This window comes from Mesorhizobium sp. B2-3-13 (assembly GCF_006442195.1).
GTDB lineage: Bacteria > Pseudomonadota > Alphaproteobacteria > Rhizobiales > Rhizobiaceae > Mesorhizobium > Mesorhizobium salmacidum.
On sequence record NZ_VFVQ01000004.1, the window covers coordinates 120,705 to 135,801 of the forward strand.

Consider the following 15,097-nt stretch of genomic DNA (forward strand, 5'->3'; position numbering starts at 1 on the left):
ACGGGCCGCGTCGCAAGCGCGGCCCGATTTCATTTTCGCACAAGCTTCGAGGATTAGTGTTCCGGCGGACAGTCATGCTGGGAGTCGCTCAATCGTGCCGGAACAGATCCAGAGCATCATCTCGAATCTCCGCGGCTTTGGCGTCAGGCGCCTCGCCATGCTGGCGGGCATCGCTGTCCTGGTGATGGGCGTCATCGGCATTGCCTCGGTCTACCTCAACCGCCCGGCCTACGACACGCTCTATGTCGGGCTCGACCGCTCCGACGTGAACCAGATCGGCCTAGTGTTGGGCGAAGCCGGCATCGGCTTCGACGTCGGCGCCGACGGAACCTCCGTACTGGTGCCGGCCGGCACCACGGCGCAGGCGCGCATGCTGCTTGCCGAGAAGGGCCTGCCGACCAGCGCCAATGCCGGCTATGAGCTGTTCGACAATGTCGGCGCGATGGGCCTCACCTCCTTCATGCAGCAGATCACCCGCGTGCGTGCGCTGGAAGGCGAGATCGCCCGCACCATCCAGTCCATCGCCGGCATCAAGGCGGCGCGCGTCCACATCGTCATGTCCGAGCGCGCCAATTTCCGCCGCGACGAACAGCAGCCCTCCGCCTCGGTCGTCATCCGCTACGCCGGCATCGACGCGGAGAAGAGCGCCATGTCGATCCGCCACCTCGTCGCCGCTGCCGTGCCTGGCCTGTCGGCCGACAAGGTGACGGTGCTCGATTCCAACGGCAATCTGCTGGCCGCGGGTGATGATCCCTCCAACACCAGTGCCGCCCGCACGCTCGGCGTCGAGCAGACCGTGGAGGCGCAGATCGGTGACAATATCCGCCGCGCTCTGACACCCTATCTCGGCCCGGACAATTTCCGCGCCAGCGTCAAGGCCGAGGTCAACACCGACACCCGTCAGACGGAAGAGACAATCTTCGACCCGAATTCCCGCGTCGAACGCTCGGTGCAATCGGTGCGCGCCAATGAGAACAGCAACCAGAAGCAGGCTTCAACTCCCGCCAGCGTCGAGCAGAACCTGCCCGAAACCCAGGCGACCAGCACCGAGGGTCCGCAGACCTCCTCGGCCAACGACCGCAAGGAGGAGATCACCAATTACGAGATCAATTCCAAGAAGATCGCCACCGTCTCCAACGGCTATTCAGTGACCAAGATGTCGATTGCCGTCGTCGTCAACCAGGATCGGCTGAAGACGATCCTGGGCAAGGATGCGACACCCGAGCAGATCGCCAAGCGCGTCGCCGAAATCCAGAAGATGGTGAGCTCCGCCACCGGCTTCGACGACAAGCGCGGCGACGTCATCGACGTCTCGGCCGTCGAGTTCATCGACGGGCTGGACGGCGAGGCGGTGCCCCAGGCGGGAATGCTCGATTCCATCGGCCAGCACGCCGGCACGCTGATCAATGCCGGCGCCTTCATCGTCGTGGTGTTCCTGGTCGCCTTTTTTGGCCTGCGGCCGATGGCGACCGCGTTGACGGCCAGGGCGACGCCTGCCATAGCAGGCCCCAATTTCGATGAAGTCCAGCGCTCTCTGCCGACGCCGGAGGCAGCCGCTTCCGCCGATGCGGGTGCCGCCATTGGCGCCCTGCCCGGCACGCGTGCTGGCGCCACCCCGCTCGACGATCTGCGCCAGAAGATCAGGCCGGCCCCGCAGGAGCGGCTTGCCCGCATGGTCGACATCAACGAGGAACGCACCGCGCAGATCCTGCGCAAATGGGCGGCCCAGGAAGTCGCGGCGTAGACCATGCCCTCCGCAGCCCTCTTCGATCTTCTCCCTGATTTCGGCACGCGCGCGCAACGCGCCAGCCAGCCCCAGGCCGCCACCGAGCACAAACCCGAGGCGGCACCGCCGGCCGATATCGGCACGCTGATCGCCGAAGCGGTTGCCCAGGCGGAGGCAGCGCTCGGCGAACGGCTTGCCGCGACGCATGAAGCAGCGCTGGAAGCGGAACGCCGGGCCAATGCCGAGGAAGCGAAGGCCTTTCTCGACAGCTTCGGTGGCGATGTCGGCAAGGCGGTCTCGTCGCGGCTCGACGCCATGGAGGCGCGCGTGACGGATCTTGTCGGCGCCACGGTCGCCCGCATCATCGGCGGCGTGGTCAGCGACGACCTGCGGAAGCGCTCGCTTGAAGCGCTCGCCGGCGCGGTCCGCGAAGCCGTCGGCGATGGCGAAGCCGTGCGCATCACGGTCCGCGGGCCGCTCTCGCTGTTCGAAACGCTGAAGGCATCGCTTGGGCCGCGTGCCGAAAATCTCGACTTCATCGAGGCGCCCGGCTTCGACCTGACGGTCACCATCGACGAGGCCGTGTTCGAGACGCGCATGGCCGAATGGTCGGCAACACTTTCCGAGGTGCTGTCATGAGCGTCGCCGATGCCGATCATGGCAGGCACGAGATCATCATCGTGCGGCGCGGGCATGACGACCACGACGAAGGTCACCATGGCGGCGTCTGGAAGATCGCCTTCGCCGACTTCATGACCGCGATGATGTGCTTCTTCCTGGTCATGTGGCTGATCAATGCCGCCAACGAACAGACCAAGGCCGCCGTCGCCAGCTACTTCAATCCCGTCAAGCTGGTCGACCGTGAGTCGAGCCGCAAGGGCCTCCAGGATCTCGGCAATGGGCCGCGCTCGGTCGGGCTGATGGCCGACGACCCGCAGGAAGCGACAGCCAAGGCCGGGCAGGACGGCAGCGGCGCCGCGGGCTCATTCAACCGCAAGCAGGAAAACCAGGAGCCGCAGCAGTCGCCACAATCCGACGAGCATCTTTTCGCCGACCCCTATGCGGTGCTCTCGGAGATCGCCACGGATACCGGCGTCATGCAGAATGTCAGCCAGAAGGGCGATGGCGGCGCGCAGAATTCCGGCCCGGCGACGGGTGCCTCGGGCGGCGCGTCCTACCGCGATCCCTTCGAGCCGGACTTCTGGTCGCAGCAGGTCGCCGCGCCCGGCGCCGAGGCGAGCGCCCAGCGTCCCAAGATCGAGGGCGACCCGCTCAAGTCCGGCGACAAGGCGGCCGAGACTCGGGTCGCCAAGGTCAAGGCCGTGCCGCCCACACCGCCGGTCAAGGACGCACCGCTCGAGCCCCTGGCCGGAGATGGCAGGAATACCGCCGCGACACTGGTCAAGACGGGCGATGCCAAGGCCGGCGATGCCACGGCCGGCGATGCCAAGGCGGGGGATACCAAGGCGGGCAACGCCGACGCTGGAGACAACAAGGCCGCTGATGCGGTCGCAAAGCAGGAGGCCGCAAAAACCGAGGCGGCGGACAAGGCTCCGACCACCGCCGCGCTGAAGGCGGCTGCCGACGTTAAGCAGCAGCTCGCCGATGCCTTCAAGCCCGGTGACAAGCTGCATGACGGTGTCTCGGTCGAAGCCACCGACAAGGGTGTCGTCATCTCCATCACCGACCAGCTCGACTTCGGCATGTTCGAGATCGGGTCGGCGGTGCCGAGTCGCGAGCTGGTGCTGGCGATGGAAAAGATCGGCCACATCGTCAACAGCCAGAAGGGCACCATCAGCATCAACGGCCACACCGATGCGCGCCCTTTCCGCAGCGCCAGCTACGACAATTGGCGGCTGTCGACGGCGCGGGCGCACTCCGCCTATTACATGCTCGTGCGCGGCGGCGTCGATGAACGCCGCATCACCGAGGTTGCCGGCTTCGCGGATCGCCAGCCCAAGGATCCGGCAGACCCAATGTCGGCGGCCAACCGCCGCATCGAGATCCTGATGGCGACCGGCGGATGAAGCGGGCGGCGCTGACCAGCCGCCTGATGGGCCTGTTGCTGCTGGCCACGGCATATCCGTCGGCGGGCTTTGCCCAGGATACGCTGCAGCCCTATCAACTGGTGCGCTCATTGCAGCTCGTCCAGGATCGTATCGCGGCCGGCGATCACGCCGCGATGCCGATGCAGGCCAAGCTGCTCGAGATGACCGATGCGCGGTTGCGCGCGGCCGATGCCGAGGATTTCAAGGATCCCAGGAATTTTCGCGCGCTCCTGGTCTACGGCATGAGCGGCGGCAATCCGGTGACGGTCGAGGCGGCCGTGTCGCGCGCCGCCTCCGATCCGCGCAACCTTGCCATGGCCAAAGGTGTGATCGACTACCTGAACGGCCGGCCCGGCGAGGCGATCGAAGCCCTGAGGCCGATCGATCCGATGGCTCTGCCAGGCGATCTCGGCGCGTTCCTCGCCTTGGTCAAAGGCTCGCTGCTTGCCACGGACCAGCCGGCGACCGCACTCACGCTGTTCGACGAGGCCAAGCTGCTCAGCCCCGGCACTCTGGTCGAGGAAGCGGCGTTGCGGCGCTCGGTCGGCATTGCCGTGACGCAAGGCGACGCGGCACGGTTCGCGCTTGCCTCCACCCAGTACGTCGAGCGCTATCTCTATTCGCCTTACGCCAGCCAGTTCGCCGACTCCTTCGTCTCCGGCGTCATCGCCCTGCACATGTCGATCAGCCAGGACAAGCTTGCCGACATCACCTCGATGATGGATCCCGAGCGCGAGAAGGTGATCTATCTGCGCATCGCCCGCCGCGCCGCGATTGACGGCATGAGCGACTTGTCGGCCTTCGCCTCGGCAAGGGCCGAGCAGGGTCGCGACGGCAACACCAATCAGGGCGATCCGCGCGCCCTGCTCTATTCCAGCCTGTCCACGGTGACCTCCGATACCATCGAGGACGTGCGTGCCAAACTGGGCAAGATCGACCGCAGCAGGTTGTCGGACGGCGACCGCGCCTTGCTCGACGCGGCCCAGACCATCGCCGGTGAAGTGGTGGCGCCGCCTGCCTCCCCTCCGGCCGCAAATCCGGCGCCCGCCGCGGTTGTGCCATCGCCCGAACCCGAGGTTGCGGCCACCGATGCCGCCGGATTGCCACCTGTCGAGGGCGCCGTCCCTGAACAGACCGCCGTAGCGCCATCCCTGGACGCAGCAGCGGCTGCGCCGAACGCATCCACGCCTGCAACCGATGCGGCGATCGTCCTGCCGGCACCGGCGGCCTCGGCCAGCGCCGACACGACAGACCCGACCGACGCCGCCATGACGAAAACCCGTCGACAGCTAGACCTGATCGACCAGATGCTTGGAGCCGCCCCGAAATGACCCCCAGCCTCGGTCCGGCTCTGCAAGGATTCACCGCCGTGCGCACGGCCGAGCAGCCGGCCGCGTCCGGAAAGAAGGACGACACCGGTTTCGGAGAGATGGTGCACGGCGGCGCGAGCCCTGCCCATTCGGAGAAGCAGCCACCGGCCGAGGCGGGCTCCCGCGATCCGCGGTGGACCAGGCTTGCCGCGGAGCTTGCGGCAAAGGCAGGCGAGGACAAGCCGATGCCCGCCGGCAAGGCAAGGGCCACGCCGAGCGGATCGTCTGCCGCGAAATCCATGAAGGACGGCAAGGACGCCGGGACGGACAAGGATGCCGATGCCGAAGCGCCCGCCGCCGATCCGGGCGCAACGCCGCTCGACGGGCATCTGCCGCTGCTGATGGCGTTTCATGACCTGCGCCATTTCTCGACATCGACCAAGTCGGCCGACTCGAGCGCGAGCGAAACAGGACAGGGCTCTGCTATCGATGGACAGCTTCCGTCGAAGGCCTATCGACAGAAATCCGCTGCGGGGCGTGACGGTCTTGAACCCATGTCCGAGCCTGAGCGGGTATCGCTCGTCGACGGGCCGTTGACGAAACTCGACGGCAGGCTCGTCCGCGATGCCACCGGCGCGCCGAAACACGACAATGCCATCGTGGCCGGCCCGCTGCCCGAGGCGCCCGCGGAGGTGCCAAGCATGGAGACGGAACAGGCGGCGCCACAGCTGAAATCCATCGCCGACCTTCAGTCCTCATTGCGGTCCGAGCCGGGAAAACAGCAGTCGGCGGCGGCACGCATCGACGTGGTTTCCGAACGCAGCTTTCCCGCGCCGCCGCAGGCACCGATGAGCCAGGCAGCCCTCAACGTGATCGGCGCCATTTCAGCCGATGGGGGCCCGAACAAGACGCTTTCCACGGCTTCCGCGACCGCTCAACTGACGGGCTCTGTTGCCGTTCCGACACATGTGTTGAAGATCGAACTTCACCCGGCCGAACTGGGCATGGTCACGGCCCATCTTCGGCTCTCCGGAGAACAACTGTCGATTGAATTGAAGCCCGAAACACACGATGCCTATCGCCGGCTTTCCAGCGACAGCGAGGCGATCGTCAAGTCGCTGCGCGGGCTGGGCTTCGAGGTTGATAAGGTCACCATCATGCAACCCTCGGTCGCAATTTCCTCTACAACCCGGACGGATACGACCGCCTCCGTGAGCGCTGCACCCGGCCGCGATCCATCATCCTTCCAGCCCGGAAATTCCGGCGGCGGCAATAATGGAGCCGGCGGCCAGCAGTCGGGTCAGCAATCCGCAAGGGGTAACCATGATGAAGCGCAAGCACACGGCCGCGCCGCTTCGCCTTCTCGCGAGCGCACTGGCGATATATTTATCTAGCCTCGCGAGCAGCGCCGGCGCCGCCACCAATCCTTGCGAACCCGAGATCCTGCGTGCCGCCGACCGCTATGGCATACCCGCCGGCATCCTCTATGCCGTCGGATTGACGGAAACCGGCAACAAGGGCAGTCTTCAGCCTAACGCCTTGAACATAGAGGGAAAAGCAGTCTTCCCGAGAAGCCGGGCCGAAGCGCTTGCCGCCTTCGCCAACGCCCAGCGCGAGGGCAAGACGCTGATCGATCTGGGCTGCATGCAGATCAACCATCACTACCATGCCTCGCATTTCCGCAGCGTCGAGGACATGCTCGACCCACGCCAGAACGTCGACTACGCGGCAAGCTTCCTGGCCAGCCTCCATGCCCGCCATGTGACCTGGTCGATGGCCGTCGCCCGCTATCATGCCGGTCCCGACAACGATCCGGCGCAGAAGGTCTATGTCTGCAGGGTGATCGCCAACATGGTGGCCACCGGCTTCGGCAAATGGACCACGAACGCTCGCGCCTTCTGCAACCCATAAGCGCATTTTCTGCTTCTAATACGTCAACTCCCTGGATGCGAAGCGGTCCATTCGACCTGGGCTCACAAACATATCTGGCGGCGCGCTAATGCAACCGCTCCGATTCCAGACTCCCAAGAAACTAGTTACAAGAAATGACGGTTGTTCAGGATTCTCGCCAGCGGATACGCCTTTCCCCACGGGGCAAATGTGCTGATTCGGAGGCGGGGCCGATGATCGTTATCGTTGACGAGCGAGAGCTCGTGACAGAGGGCTATAATTCACTTTTCGACCGCGAGGGGATTGCCTGCGCCGGTTTCGCGCCGGGCGAATTCGGCGAGTGGGTCAACTCGGCCGCCGACACCGATCTGCGATCGGTCCGGGCCTTCCTGATCGGCGACTGTCGCGACGGCGCGATCTCGCCGCGCCAGATCCGCGACCGCACCGGAGCTCCGGTCATTGCGCTCAGCGAGCAACATTCGCTGGAAAACACGCTGCGGTTGTTCGAGAGCGGCGTCGACGACGTCATCCGCAAGCCGGTGCACATCCGCGAAATCCTGGCCCGCATCACCGCCATCCGTCGACGCGCCAGCGAGGACGTCGCCTATACCGAGATCGGTGCCATGCGCATCTTCATGGACGGCCGCGATCCCGAGATCGACGGCCAGCCGCTGCCCTTGCCACGCCGCGAGCGCCGCATCCTGGAATATCTGGCGAGCAATCGCGGCCGCCGCGTCACCAAGACCCAGGTGTTCAACGCCATCTACGGCATTTTCGACGAAGAGGTCGAGGAGAACGTGGTGGAAAGCCACATCAGCAAACTGCGCAAGAAACTGCGCGAGAAGCTGGGCACCGACCCGATCGATTCCAAGCGCTTCCTCGGCTACCGGCTGGTGTTCTGATGCGGCACCGCGCCAGCCTCGCGCAAGACAGGAGGCTTAGCCTCGAAGCCAGTGGCAAGGATATTGCGGAGACATCTCGATGAGCCTCTACGGAATGATGCGGACTGGCGTTTCCGGCATGAACGCCCAGGCAAACCGCCTGTCGACGACGGCCGACAACATCGCCAACTCCGACACCACCGGCTACAAGCGGTCCTCGGCCGAATTTTCGACGCTGATCATGCCGTCGACCGGCGGCGCCTATAATTCCGGCGGCGTCACCACCACGATCCGCCAGGCGGTCAGCGATCCGGGCGTACTTCAATACACGACCTCGGTCTCCGACCTTGCCGTCAGCGGCGATGGCTTCTTTGTCGTCCAGGACCCGAGCGGCACGCCCTTCCTGACCCGCGCCGGCGCCTTCGTTCCCGATGCACAGGGCCGGCTGGTCAATGCCGCCGGTTTCCAGCTGATGGCCTACAGTTACGCCAACGGCACGCCGGCAGCGACCGTGAACGGCTTCGAAGGTCTCGAGCCGGTTGTCATCTCCGACCAGGGACTGACCGCGACGCCGAGCACCCAGGGCAATTTCAGTGGCAATCTGCCGGCAGGTGCGACACCGGTCGCCGCCGGCAACCTGCCCACCACCAACACCGCAGGCGCGCAGTACACCTCGAAATCGTCGATGGTCGCCTATGACAATCTCGGCAACAAGAGGCTGCTCGACGTCTATTTCACCAACACCGGCGCCGGCACCTGGCAGGTGGCGGTCTTCGACCAATCGAAGGCGACGGCCGGAACTGGCTTCCCCTACGCTGGCGGCGGTGCACTGGGCACGGCCAACCTGACCTTCGATACCACCACCGGCAAGCTTACCGGCACCCCCACCGACGTTTCGTTCACAGTGCCGGGCGGCGCCAGCCTCGATCTCGATCTGTCGGCGCTCACACAGCTCGGCACCGGTTTCACCGTTTCCGACGCCCAGGTGAACGGCAACGCGCCGAGCACCATCGACAAGGTGCAGATCAGCAAGGACGGCACCATCTACGCCCAGTACAAGGACGGCACTTCCAAGCCGCTCTACAAAATTCCGCTGGCCGACGTGCAGAGCCCCGACCAGCTCAAGGCGCTGCCTGGCAATGTCTACGCCCAAGGCACCGACTCCGGTGCCATCCGTGTCGGTTTTGCCAATGAAGGCAAGCTTGGTTCGATCATTTCCGGCGCGCTCGAAAATTCCAACGTCGATATCGCGGAGGAATTGACCGACATGATCGCGGCTCAACGCAGTTACACCGCCAATTCCAAAGTCTTCCAGACCGGTTCCGATCTGATGGACGTCCTCGTCAACCTGAAGAGATAAGCCGGGCTCCGCCCGTGAAAGACCAGCATGTCGCTTTCCTCCGCACTGAGCATCGCCCAATCGGCGCTTCTGGCCACCTCGCGGCAGACAAGCGTCGTCACGCGCAACGTGGCAGACGCCGACAATCCGAACTATTCGCGCCGCATCGCGCTCGTCACCAGCACGACGCCCGGCGCGCGTTCGGTTGATGTCCAGCGTGCGGCCAACGACCTGCTGTTTCGCCAGAACCTCGGCGCTTTATCCGCCTACGCCGGCCAGAATGCGCTCTACAGCGGCATGGATCAGCTCGACGTTTCAGTGAATGGCGTCGACAACGCCTCCTCACCTTCGACCGCCATCGCCAATCTGCAGCAGGCGCTGCAGCTATACGCCACCTCGCCGTCCAACCAGAATCTGGGCTCGAGCGTCATCGACGCGGCCAGACAGGTCGTGCGGTCCCTGAATGAAGGCTCCAAGGCCATTCAGGATTTTCGTACCCAGACCGACGGCCAGATCGATACCGCCGTCAAAGATCTCAACTCGCTGCTCAACCAGTTCCAGGATGCCAACACGGCGGTCATGTCCGGAACCCGTTCCGGTACCGACGTTTCAGATGCGCTCGACCAACGCGACGCATTGTTGAAGAAGATCGCCAATTACATTCCGGTATCGACCTTCACGCGTGGCGACAATGACATGGTCATCACTACGGGCGACGGCACGACATTGTTCGAGACGATCCCACGTACCGTCAGCTTCGCCCCATCTTCGGGCTATGCCGCGGGTTCGACTGGCAACACGGTCTATATCGACAATGTGCCGGTCTCGGCGGGCAGCGGCGGCAACACAACCGCCAGCGGCACGATTGCCGGCATGCTGCAATTGCGCGACGGCGTCGCCTCGACCATGCAGAGCCAGCTCGACGAAACCGCGCGCGGCCTGATCACCGCCTTTGCCGAAACCGCACCGTCGATGCCCAACGCAGCGGGCCTGTTCACCTGGTCGGGCGCACCGGCGGTGCCAGCCGCGGGCACGCTCGTCGATGGCCTTGCTGGAACGATCAAGATCAATGCCGCGATGGATCCCAGCACCGGCGGCAACCCGACATTGCTGCGCGACGGCGGCGCCAATGGCGCCGCTTACGTCGCCAACACTGGCGGAGCTTCATACTCCAACCTTCTGGTCGCCTATGGCGACCAGCTCGACAAGCCGATGACGTTCGATTCCTCGGCCGGGATTTCGGCAACCTCCAGCGTTGCCGACTACGCCGCCAATTCGATCGGCTGGTTGCAGGGCGTTCGTCAGCAGGCTTCGACCGCCGCCGACGCCAAGGAAGCCCTGGCACAGCGCAGTGCCGATGCCTTGTCCAACGCAACCGGCGTCAATGTCGATCAAGAGATGTCGCTGATGCTCGATCTCGAGCACACCTATCAGGCATCCGCCCGGATGATGAAGACCGTCGACGACATGATGACGGCCCTGTTGAACGCGGTGGGATAAGCCATGACCTTTGTCTCCTCTGCTGCCCTCACGAATGCCATGCGCTATCAGCAGATGCGTATGCAGGCCGATCTCGTCAAAGCCACGAAGGAGTCCTCGACCGGCAAGGTCGCCGATGTCGGTCTGGCACTTGGTGGGCGCACCGCCCAGTCCGTCACCTTTTCGCGCGACCTCGACCGGCTCAACGTCATTGTCGATTCCAACGGACTGGTGGCCGCCCGGCTCTCATCGACCCAGACCTCGCTCGGCCAGCTCTCCAACGTCGCGCAGACTTTCCTGTCCAGCCTGACCACCGCATCGTCGGGCGACAACTCCGACAGCCTGACCCAATCGACCGGCCAGACAACTATCCAGCAGCTTACGTCGATCCTCAACACCAGCGTTAACGGCGAATATCTGTTCGCTGGCACCAACACCGACGTCAAGCCCATCAACGATTTCACGGCCCCCGGTTCTCCCGCCAAGGCTGCCTTCGACGCCTCCTTCGTCGCCAAATTCGGCTTCACGCCCAATGACCCGGCCGCAGCCAACATCACCGCGGCCCAAATGGACGATTTCATCACCAACGATGTCACGCCGCAGTTCCTCGGCGCGGGCTGGCAGACCAACATGTCGAATGCCACCGACCAGCAGATCGTCAGCCGCATCGCGCTCAACGAAACCACCGAGACCTCGACCGGCGCCAACAGCGACGGCGTCAGGAAGCTCGCCATGGCGGCGGCCTTGGTCTCCAGCCTGATGTCCACCAATATCAGCCGGGCGGCAAAGGACAGCATCGTCGACCACTCGCAGGTGCTGGTTGGCGAAGCGCTGAGCGGCATCGCGCAGGTCCAATCCCAGACCGGCATCGTCCAGAAGCGCGTCTCCGACGCCAGCGACCGTATGAAGACGCAGATCGACCTGTTCGAACGGCACATTCTGGATCTCGAAGCAGTCGATCCGGCCGCAGCCGCGACCCGCGTCGCCGACCTGACGCAGCATATCGAGACGTCTTTCGCTCTGACGGCGCGCCTGCAGCAGCTCAGCCTGTTGAATTACCTGACCTGAAAGCACTCTGAACCGGAACGGTAGAGCCAACGATGTACCAATTCTCCTACGCCGACGTCCAAAGCACCTCCGTCACGGACGCCAAGGACCGTGAGCGCGAGCTGCTGACCCGCTCGATCGACATGCTGTCGGCTGCGGCGGTGGCCGGCCAGGATTCGATGGAGGCCGTGGAGGCACTGAATTTCACCAACCGCGTCTGGACTGTCTTCGTCGAAGACCTTGGCTCCAGCGACAATGCGCTCCCCAAGGAATTGCGCGCCAACCTGATTTCCATCGGCCTGTGGCTGCTGCGCGAGGCCGAGGACATCCGCCAGGGCCGTACCGACAATTTCGAGGGGCTGATCGAAGTGTCCCAGATCATCCGCGACGGCATTCAATGACGAACACGCTGAAGATATCGCTGAAGCCCAATGAGAAGATCTACATCAACGGCGCGGTCCTCCGCGTCGACCGCAAGGTCACCGTCGAGCTGATGAACGACGTGCAGTTCCTGCTCGAGAGCCATGTGATCCAGGCCAACGAGGCGTCGACGCCATTGCGGCAGCTCTATTTCATCGTGCAGGTCATGCTGATGAACCCCGCTGGTGCCGATGAAGCACGCGAGATGTTCCGCCGCTCGCTGCCGCTGCTCATTGCAAGTTTCGAAGACGCCGAGATCGGCAACGCGCTGAAACAGGTCGACCGCATGGTCGGCGAGGATCACATCTACGAGGCCTTGAAGGCGATCCGTTCGCTTTATCCTCTCGAACGCCGCGCGCTTGGCGGCAATGACGACGTTCCGGGTGCCGCGCGCCCGCTGGCCGTGGGGGCACGATACTGATGACCGTGGACATGACGACGACGATACCGGCTGGCGCCAACCAGACCACCAAGTCGACCTCGAAGACAGCGGTCGACTATCAGTCCTTCCTGAAGCTTCTGATCGCGGAGATGAAGAACCAGGATCCGACCAAGCCGATGGATTCGACGGCATACGTCGCCCAGCTCGCCACCTTCTCCCAGGTCGAGCAATCGGTACAGAGCAACACCAAGCTCGACCAGATCATGCAGTCCTCGGCGCTGTCGCAGGCCGACGCTATTATCGGCCGCTCGATCACGTCGGCCGACGGCAAGACCACCGGAATAGTGGCTTCGGTGACGCTCGCCAGCAGCGGACTGATCGCAGTGCTGCAGGACGGCACCCAGGTCCCCGTCGGCGCGGGCGTGTCGATCAAGCCGGCGAGCTAGGCCAACCGCCGACATGAATGAAGCCGACGCTCTCGACATCGTCCAGTACGCGGTTTGGACGGTGCTGACGGCATCCGCGCCGGTGGTGCTGGTCGCAATGGCCGTCGGCATCGGCATAGCCTTGATCCAGGCGTTGACACAGGTCCAGGAAATCACCTTGACCTTCGTGCCCAAGATCATCGCCATCATGCTGGTGGTGGCGCTTACGGGCCCCTTCATCGGCGGCCAGATATCGGCCTTCACCAATGTCATCTTCGAGCGCATCCAGAACGGTTTCTGAGCGATTCCAGAAAGTGTGCTCGGCGCCTTCCGGCACGAGCGTGTGGCCCTTCGCTATCCCCTTGTTGGACCATGATCTTGCCCGCAAGGCATTCGCCCTTTGCGCCGTGATGCCATAGTTTCGGCAAATCATGCGGGGAAACGGATCACCGCAAGGATCGGCACGCCGTGGCAGGAACCCGCCCATGATTGACGAAAAGCCGGATAGCGAAAGCGTCTCGGCGCTGGCGCCATTCCGGCACGGCATCTTCCGCGCCGTCTGGGGCGCAAGTCTCGTCTCCAATTTCGGCGGCTTGATCCAGGGCGTCGGCGCCGCCTGGATGATGACCACCATCGCCACCTCGCCCTATCAGGTCGCCCTGGTCCAGGCTTCGACCACCTTGCCGATCATGCTGTTCGCGCTTGTCGCGGGCGCCGTCGCCGACAGCTTCGACCGCCGCAAGGTGATGCTGGTCGCCCAGACCTTCATGCTGGTCGTTTCGGTGCTTCTGACCGTATTCACCTATCTGGACCTGATCACGCCGTGGACGCTGCTGGCCTTCACCTTCCTGATCGACAGCGGCACGGCGCTCAACAGCCCGTCATGGCAAGCCTCCGTCGGCGACATCGTTCCGCGCAACAAGGTGCCTGCCGCCGTGGCGTTGAATTCCATGGGCTTCAACCTGACCCGCAGTGTCGGCCCCGCGATCGGCGGCATCATCGTCGCGGCCGCCGGTGCGGCCGCCGCCTTCGCGGCGAACGCGGTGAGCTATGTCGGCCTCATCGTCGTGCTGGCACGCTGGAAGCCGGATCTACCGGTCTCGACCCTGCCGCGCGAGTCATTGGGGGCCGCCATGGGCGCCGGCCTGCGTTACGTCGCCATGTCGCCCAACATCGGCAAGGTGCTGGTCAGGGGCGCGGCCTTTGGCTTCAGCGCCGGCGCGGTGCTGGCGCTGCTGCCGCTGGTGGCGCGCGACGTCGTCAAGGGCGACGCGCTGACCTACGGCATCATGCTGGGCGCCTTCGGCATCGGCGCCGTCGGCGGCGCGCTGATCAGCGTGCGGCTTCGGCAGTTGCTCTCCAGCGAGACGATGGTGCGCTGTGCCTTCGCCGGCTTCGCTGCCTGCGCCTTCAACGCCGCCATCAGCCAGCATGCCTGGCAGACCTCGCTCGGCCTGCTGGTCGGCGGTGCCTGCTGGGTGATTGCGCTCTCGCATTTCAACGTTACCGTGCAGATGGCGACGCCGCGCTGGGTGGTCGGCCGGGTTCTGTCGGTCTACCAGACCGCCACCTTCGGCGGCATCGCGTTGGGCAGCTGGATCTGGGGTGTGGTCGCCGACGCGCATGGCGCCGAGACGGCGCTGATCGCCGCGGCCATCGCCATGCTGGCCGGCGGTGCCATCGGTCTCGTGCTGCCGCTACCACAACAGCAGGTGCTCAACCTGGACCCGCTCAACCGCTTCAAGGAGCCGCACCTCGCCCTCGACCTGAAGCCGCGCAGCGGTCCGATCGCCATCATGATCGAATATGTGATCCGGCGCGAGGACGAGGCGGAATTCCTCGCCACCATGGCCGAGCGCGGGCGCATCCGCCGCCGCGACGGCGCCCGAAACTGGACGCTGGCGCGCGATCTCGAAAATCCGTCGATCTGGATCGAGCATTATCACACGCCGACCTGGCTCGAATATGTCAGGCACAATGGTCGCATCACCCATGCCGATGCCATGGTCGGCGAACGCTTGCGGGCGTTGCACTCAGGCGACGAGCCGCCGCGCGTGCGCCGCGTCATCGAGCGTCCGACAACCGCCGGCACGGCGCTGGTGCCGGCCAAGGGACCGATCGAGCACTGACGAGTTCGGAGACCGCGGGCT

General features: G+C 64.7%; 15 protein-coding genes. All 15 read left to right on the top strand.

Going from position 1 to position 15,097, the window contains the following annotated elements:
• The first annotated feature begins 94 nt into the window (after window positions 1-94).
• The 15 genes from fliF to FJ941_RS06865 all read left to right on the top strand — a co-directional run bounded on the left by fliF (window position 95) and on the right by FJ941_RS06865 (window position 15,076).
• Entirely contained in the window at window positions 95-1,744 is a 1,650-nt protein-coding gene (gene fliF, locus FJ941_RS06795) for a flagellar basal-body MS-ring/collar protein FliF (protein ID WP_140504147.1), read from the top strand.
• Between the two features lie 3 nt (window positions 1,745-1,747).
• Entirely contained in the window at window positions 1,748-2,365 is a 618-nt protein-coding gene (locus FJ941_RS06800; protein WP_140504148.1) for a hypothetical protein, read from the top strand.
• On the top strand, window positions 2,362-3,753 hold the full coding sequence (locus FJ941_RS06805) for a MotB family protein (protein ID WP_140504150.1): 1,392 nt from the start codon (window positions 2,362-2,364) through the stop codon (window positions 3,751-3,753). Before FJ941_RS06800 ends, FJ941_RS06805 begins: the two co-directional genes overlap by 4 nt.
• The gene (locus tag FJ941_RS06810; RefSeq protein ID WP_140504152.1) at window positions 3,750-5,105 is read left to right on the top strand and encodes a chemotaxis protein MotC; all 1,356 of its coding nucleotides are present in this window, start codon (window positions 3,750-3,752) and stop codon (window positions 5,103-5,105) included. The genes FJ941_RS06805 and FJ941_RS06810 overlap by 4 nt, the downstream gene beginning before the upstream one ends.
• Before the next feature lie 38 nt (window positions 5,106-5,143).
• The gene (locus tag FJ941_RS06815) at window positions 5,144-6,478 is read left to right on the top strand and encodes a flagellar hook-length control protein FliK (RefSeq protein WP_246673714.1); all 1,335 of its coding nucleotides are present in this window, start codon (window positions 5,144-5,146) and stop codon (window positions 6,476-6,478) included.
• Entirely contained in the window at window positions 6,411-6,995 is a 585-nt protein-coding gene (locus FJ941_RS06820) for a transglycosylase SLT domain-containing protein (RefSeq protein ID WP_181165815.1), read from the top strand. Before FJ941_RS06815 ends, FJ941_RS06820 begins: the two co-directional genes overlap by 68 nt.
• Window positions 6,996-7,207: 212 nt before the next feature.
• Window positions 7,208-7,876 carry a response regulator transcription factor gene (locus FJ941_RS06825; RefSeq protein ID WP_015315897.1) on the top strand — a complete coding sequence of 223 codons (669 nt, stop codon included), beginning with the start codon at window positions 7,208-7,210 and terminating at the stop codon, window positions 7,874-7,876.
• A gap of 79 nt (window positions 7,877-7,955) precedes the next feature.
• Window positions 7,956-9,215, top strand: a complete 1,260-nt coding sequence (locus FJ941_RS06830; RefSeq protein WP_140504155.1) for a flagellar hook protein FlgE — start codon at window positions 7,956-7,958, stop codon at window positions 9,213-9,215.
• A gap of 27 nt (window positions 9,216-9,242) precedes the next feature.
• Window positions 9,243-10,694 carry a flagellar hook-associated protein FlgK gene (flgK, locus tag FJ941_RS06835; RefSeq protein ID WP_140504157.1) on the top strand — a complete coding sequence of 484 codons (1,452 nt, stop codon included), beginning with the start codon at window positions 9,243-9,245 and terminating at the stop codon, window positions 10,692-10,694.
• A gap of 3 nt (window positions 10,695-10,697) precedes the next feature.
• Window positions 10,698-11,741, top strand: coding sequence for a flagellar hook-associated family protein (locus FJ941_RS06840; protein WP_140504158.1), 1,044 nt, complete (start codon window positions 10,698-10,700; stop codon window positions 11,739-11,741).
• A gap of 32 nt (window positions 11,742-11,773) precedes the next feature.
• Window positions 11,774-12,121 carry a flagellar biosynthesis regulator FlaF gene (gene flaF / locus FJ941_RS06845; RefSeq protein ID WP_140504160.1) on the top strand — a complete coding sequence of 116 codons (348 nt, stop codon included), beginning with the start codon at window positions 11,774-11,776 and terminating at the stop codon, window positions 12,119-12,121.
• Window positions 12,118-12,561: a flagellar biosynthesis repressor FlbT gene (flbT, locus tag FJ941_RS06850; protein WP_140504161.1), complete on the top strand. Its 444-nt coding sequence runs from the start codon at window positions 12,118-12,120 to the stop codon at window positions 12,559-12,561. Before flaF ends, flbT begins: the two co-directional genes overlap by 4 nt.
• Window positions 12,561-12,968, top strand: coding sequence for a flagellar hook assembly protein FlgD (gene flgD, locus FJ941_RS06855; protein ID WP_140504163.1), 408 nt, complete (start codon window positions 12,561-12,563; stop codon window positions 12,966-12,968). Before flbT ends, flgD begins: the two co-directional genes overlap by 1 nt.
• A 13-nt stretch (window positions 12,969-12,981) precedes the next feature.
• A complete protein-coding gene (gene fliQ, locus FJ941_RS06860; RefSeq protein WP_140504165.1) occupies window positions 12,982-13,248 on the top strand; it encodes a flagellar biosynthesis protein FliQ in 267 nt (88 codons plus the stop codon).
• A 184-nt stretch (window positions 13,249-13,432) separates the two neighbouring features.
• Complete coding sequence (locus tag FJ941_RS06865; protein WP_140504167.1) at window positions 13,433-15,076, top strand: MFS transporter; 1,644 nt, start codon at window positions 13,433-13,435, stop codon at window positions 15,074-15,076.
• Window positions 15,077-15,097: the final 21 nt, after the last annotated feature.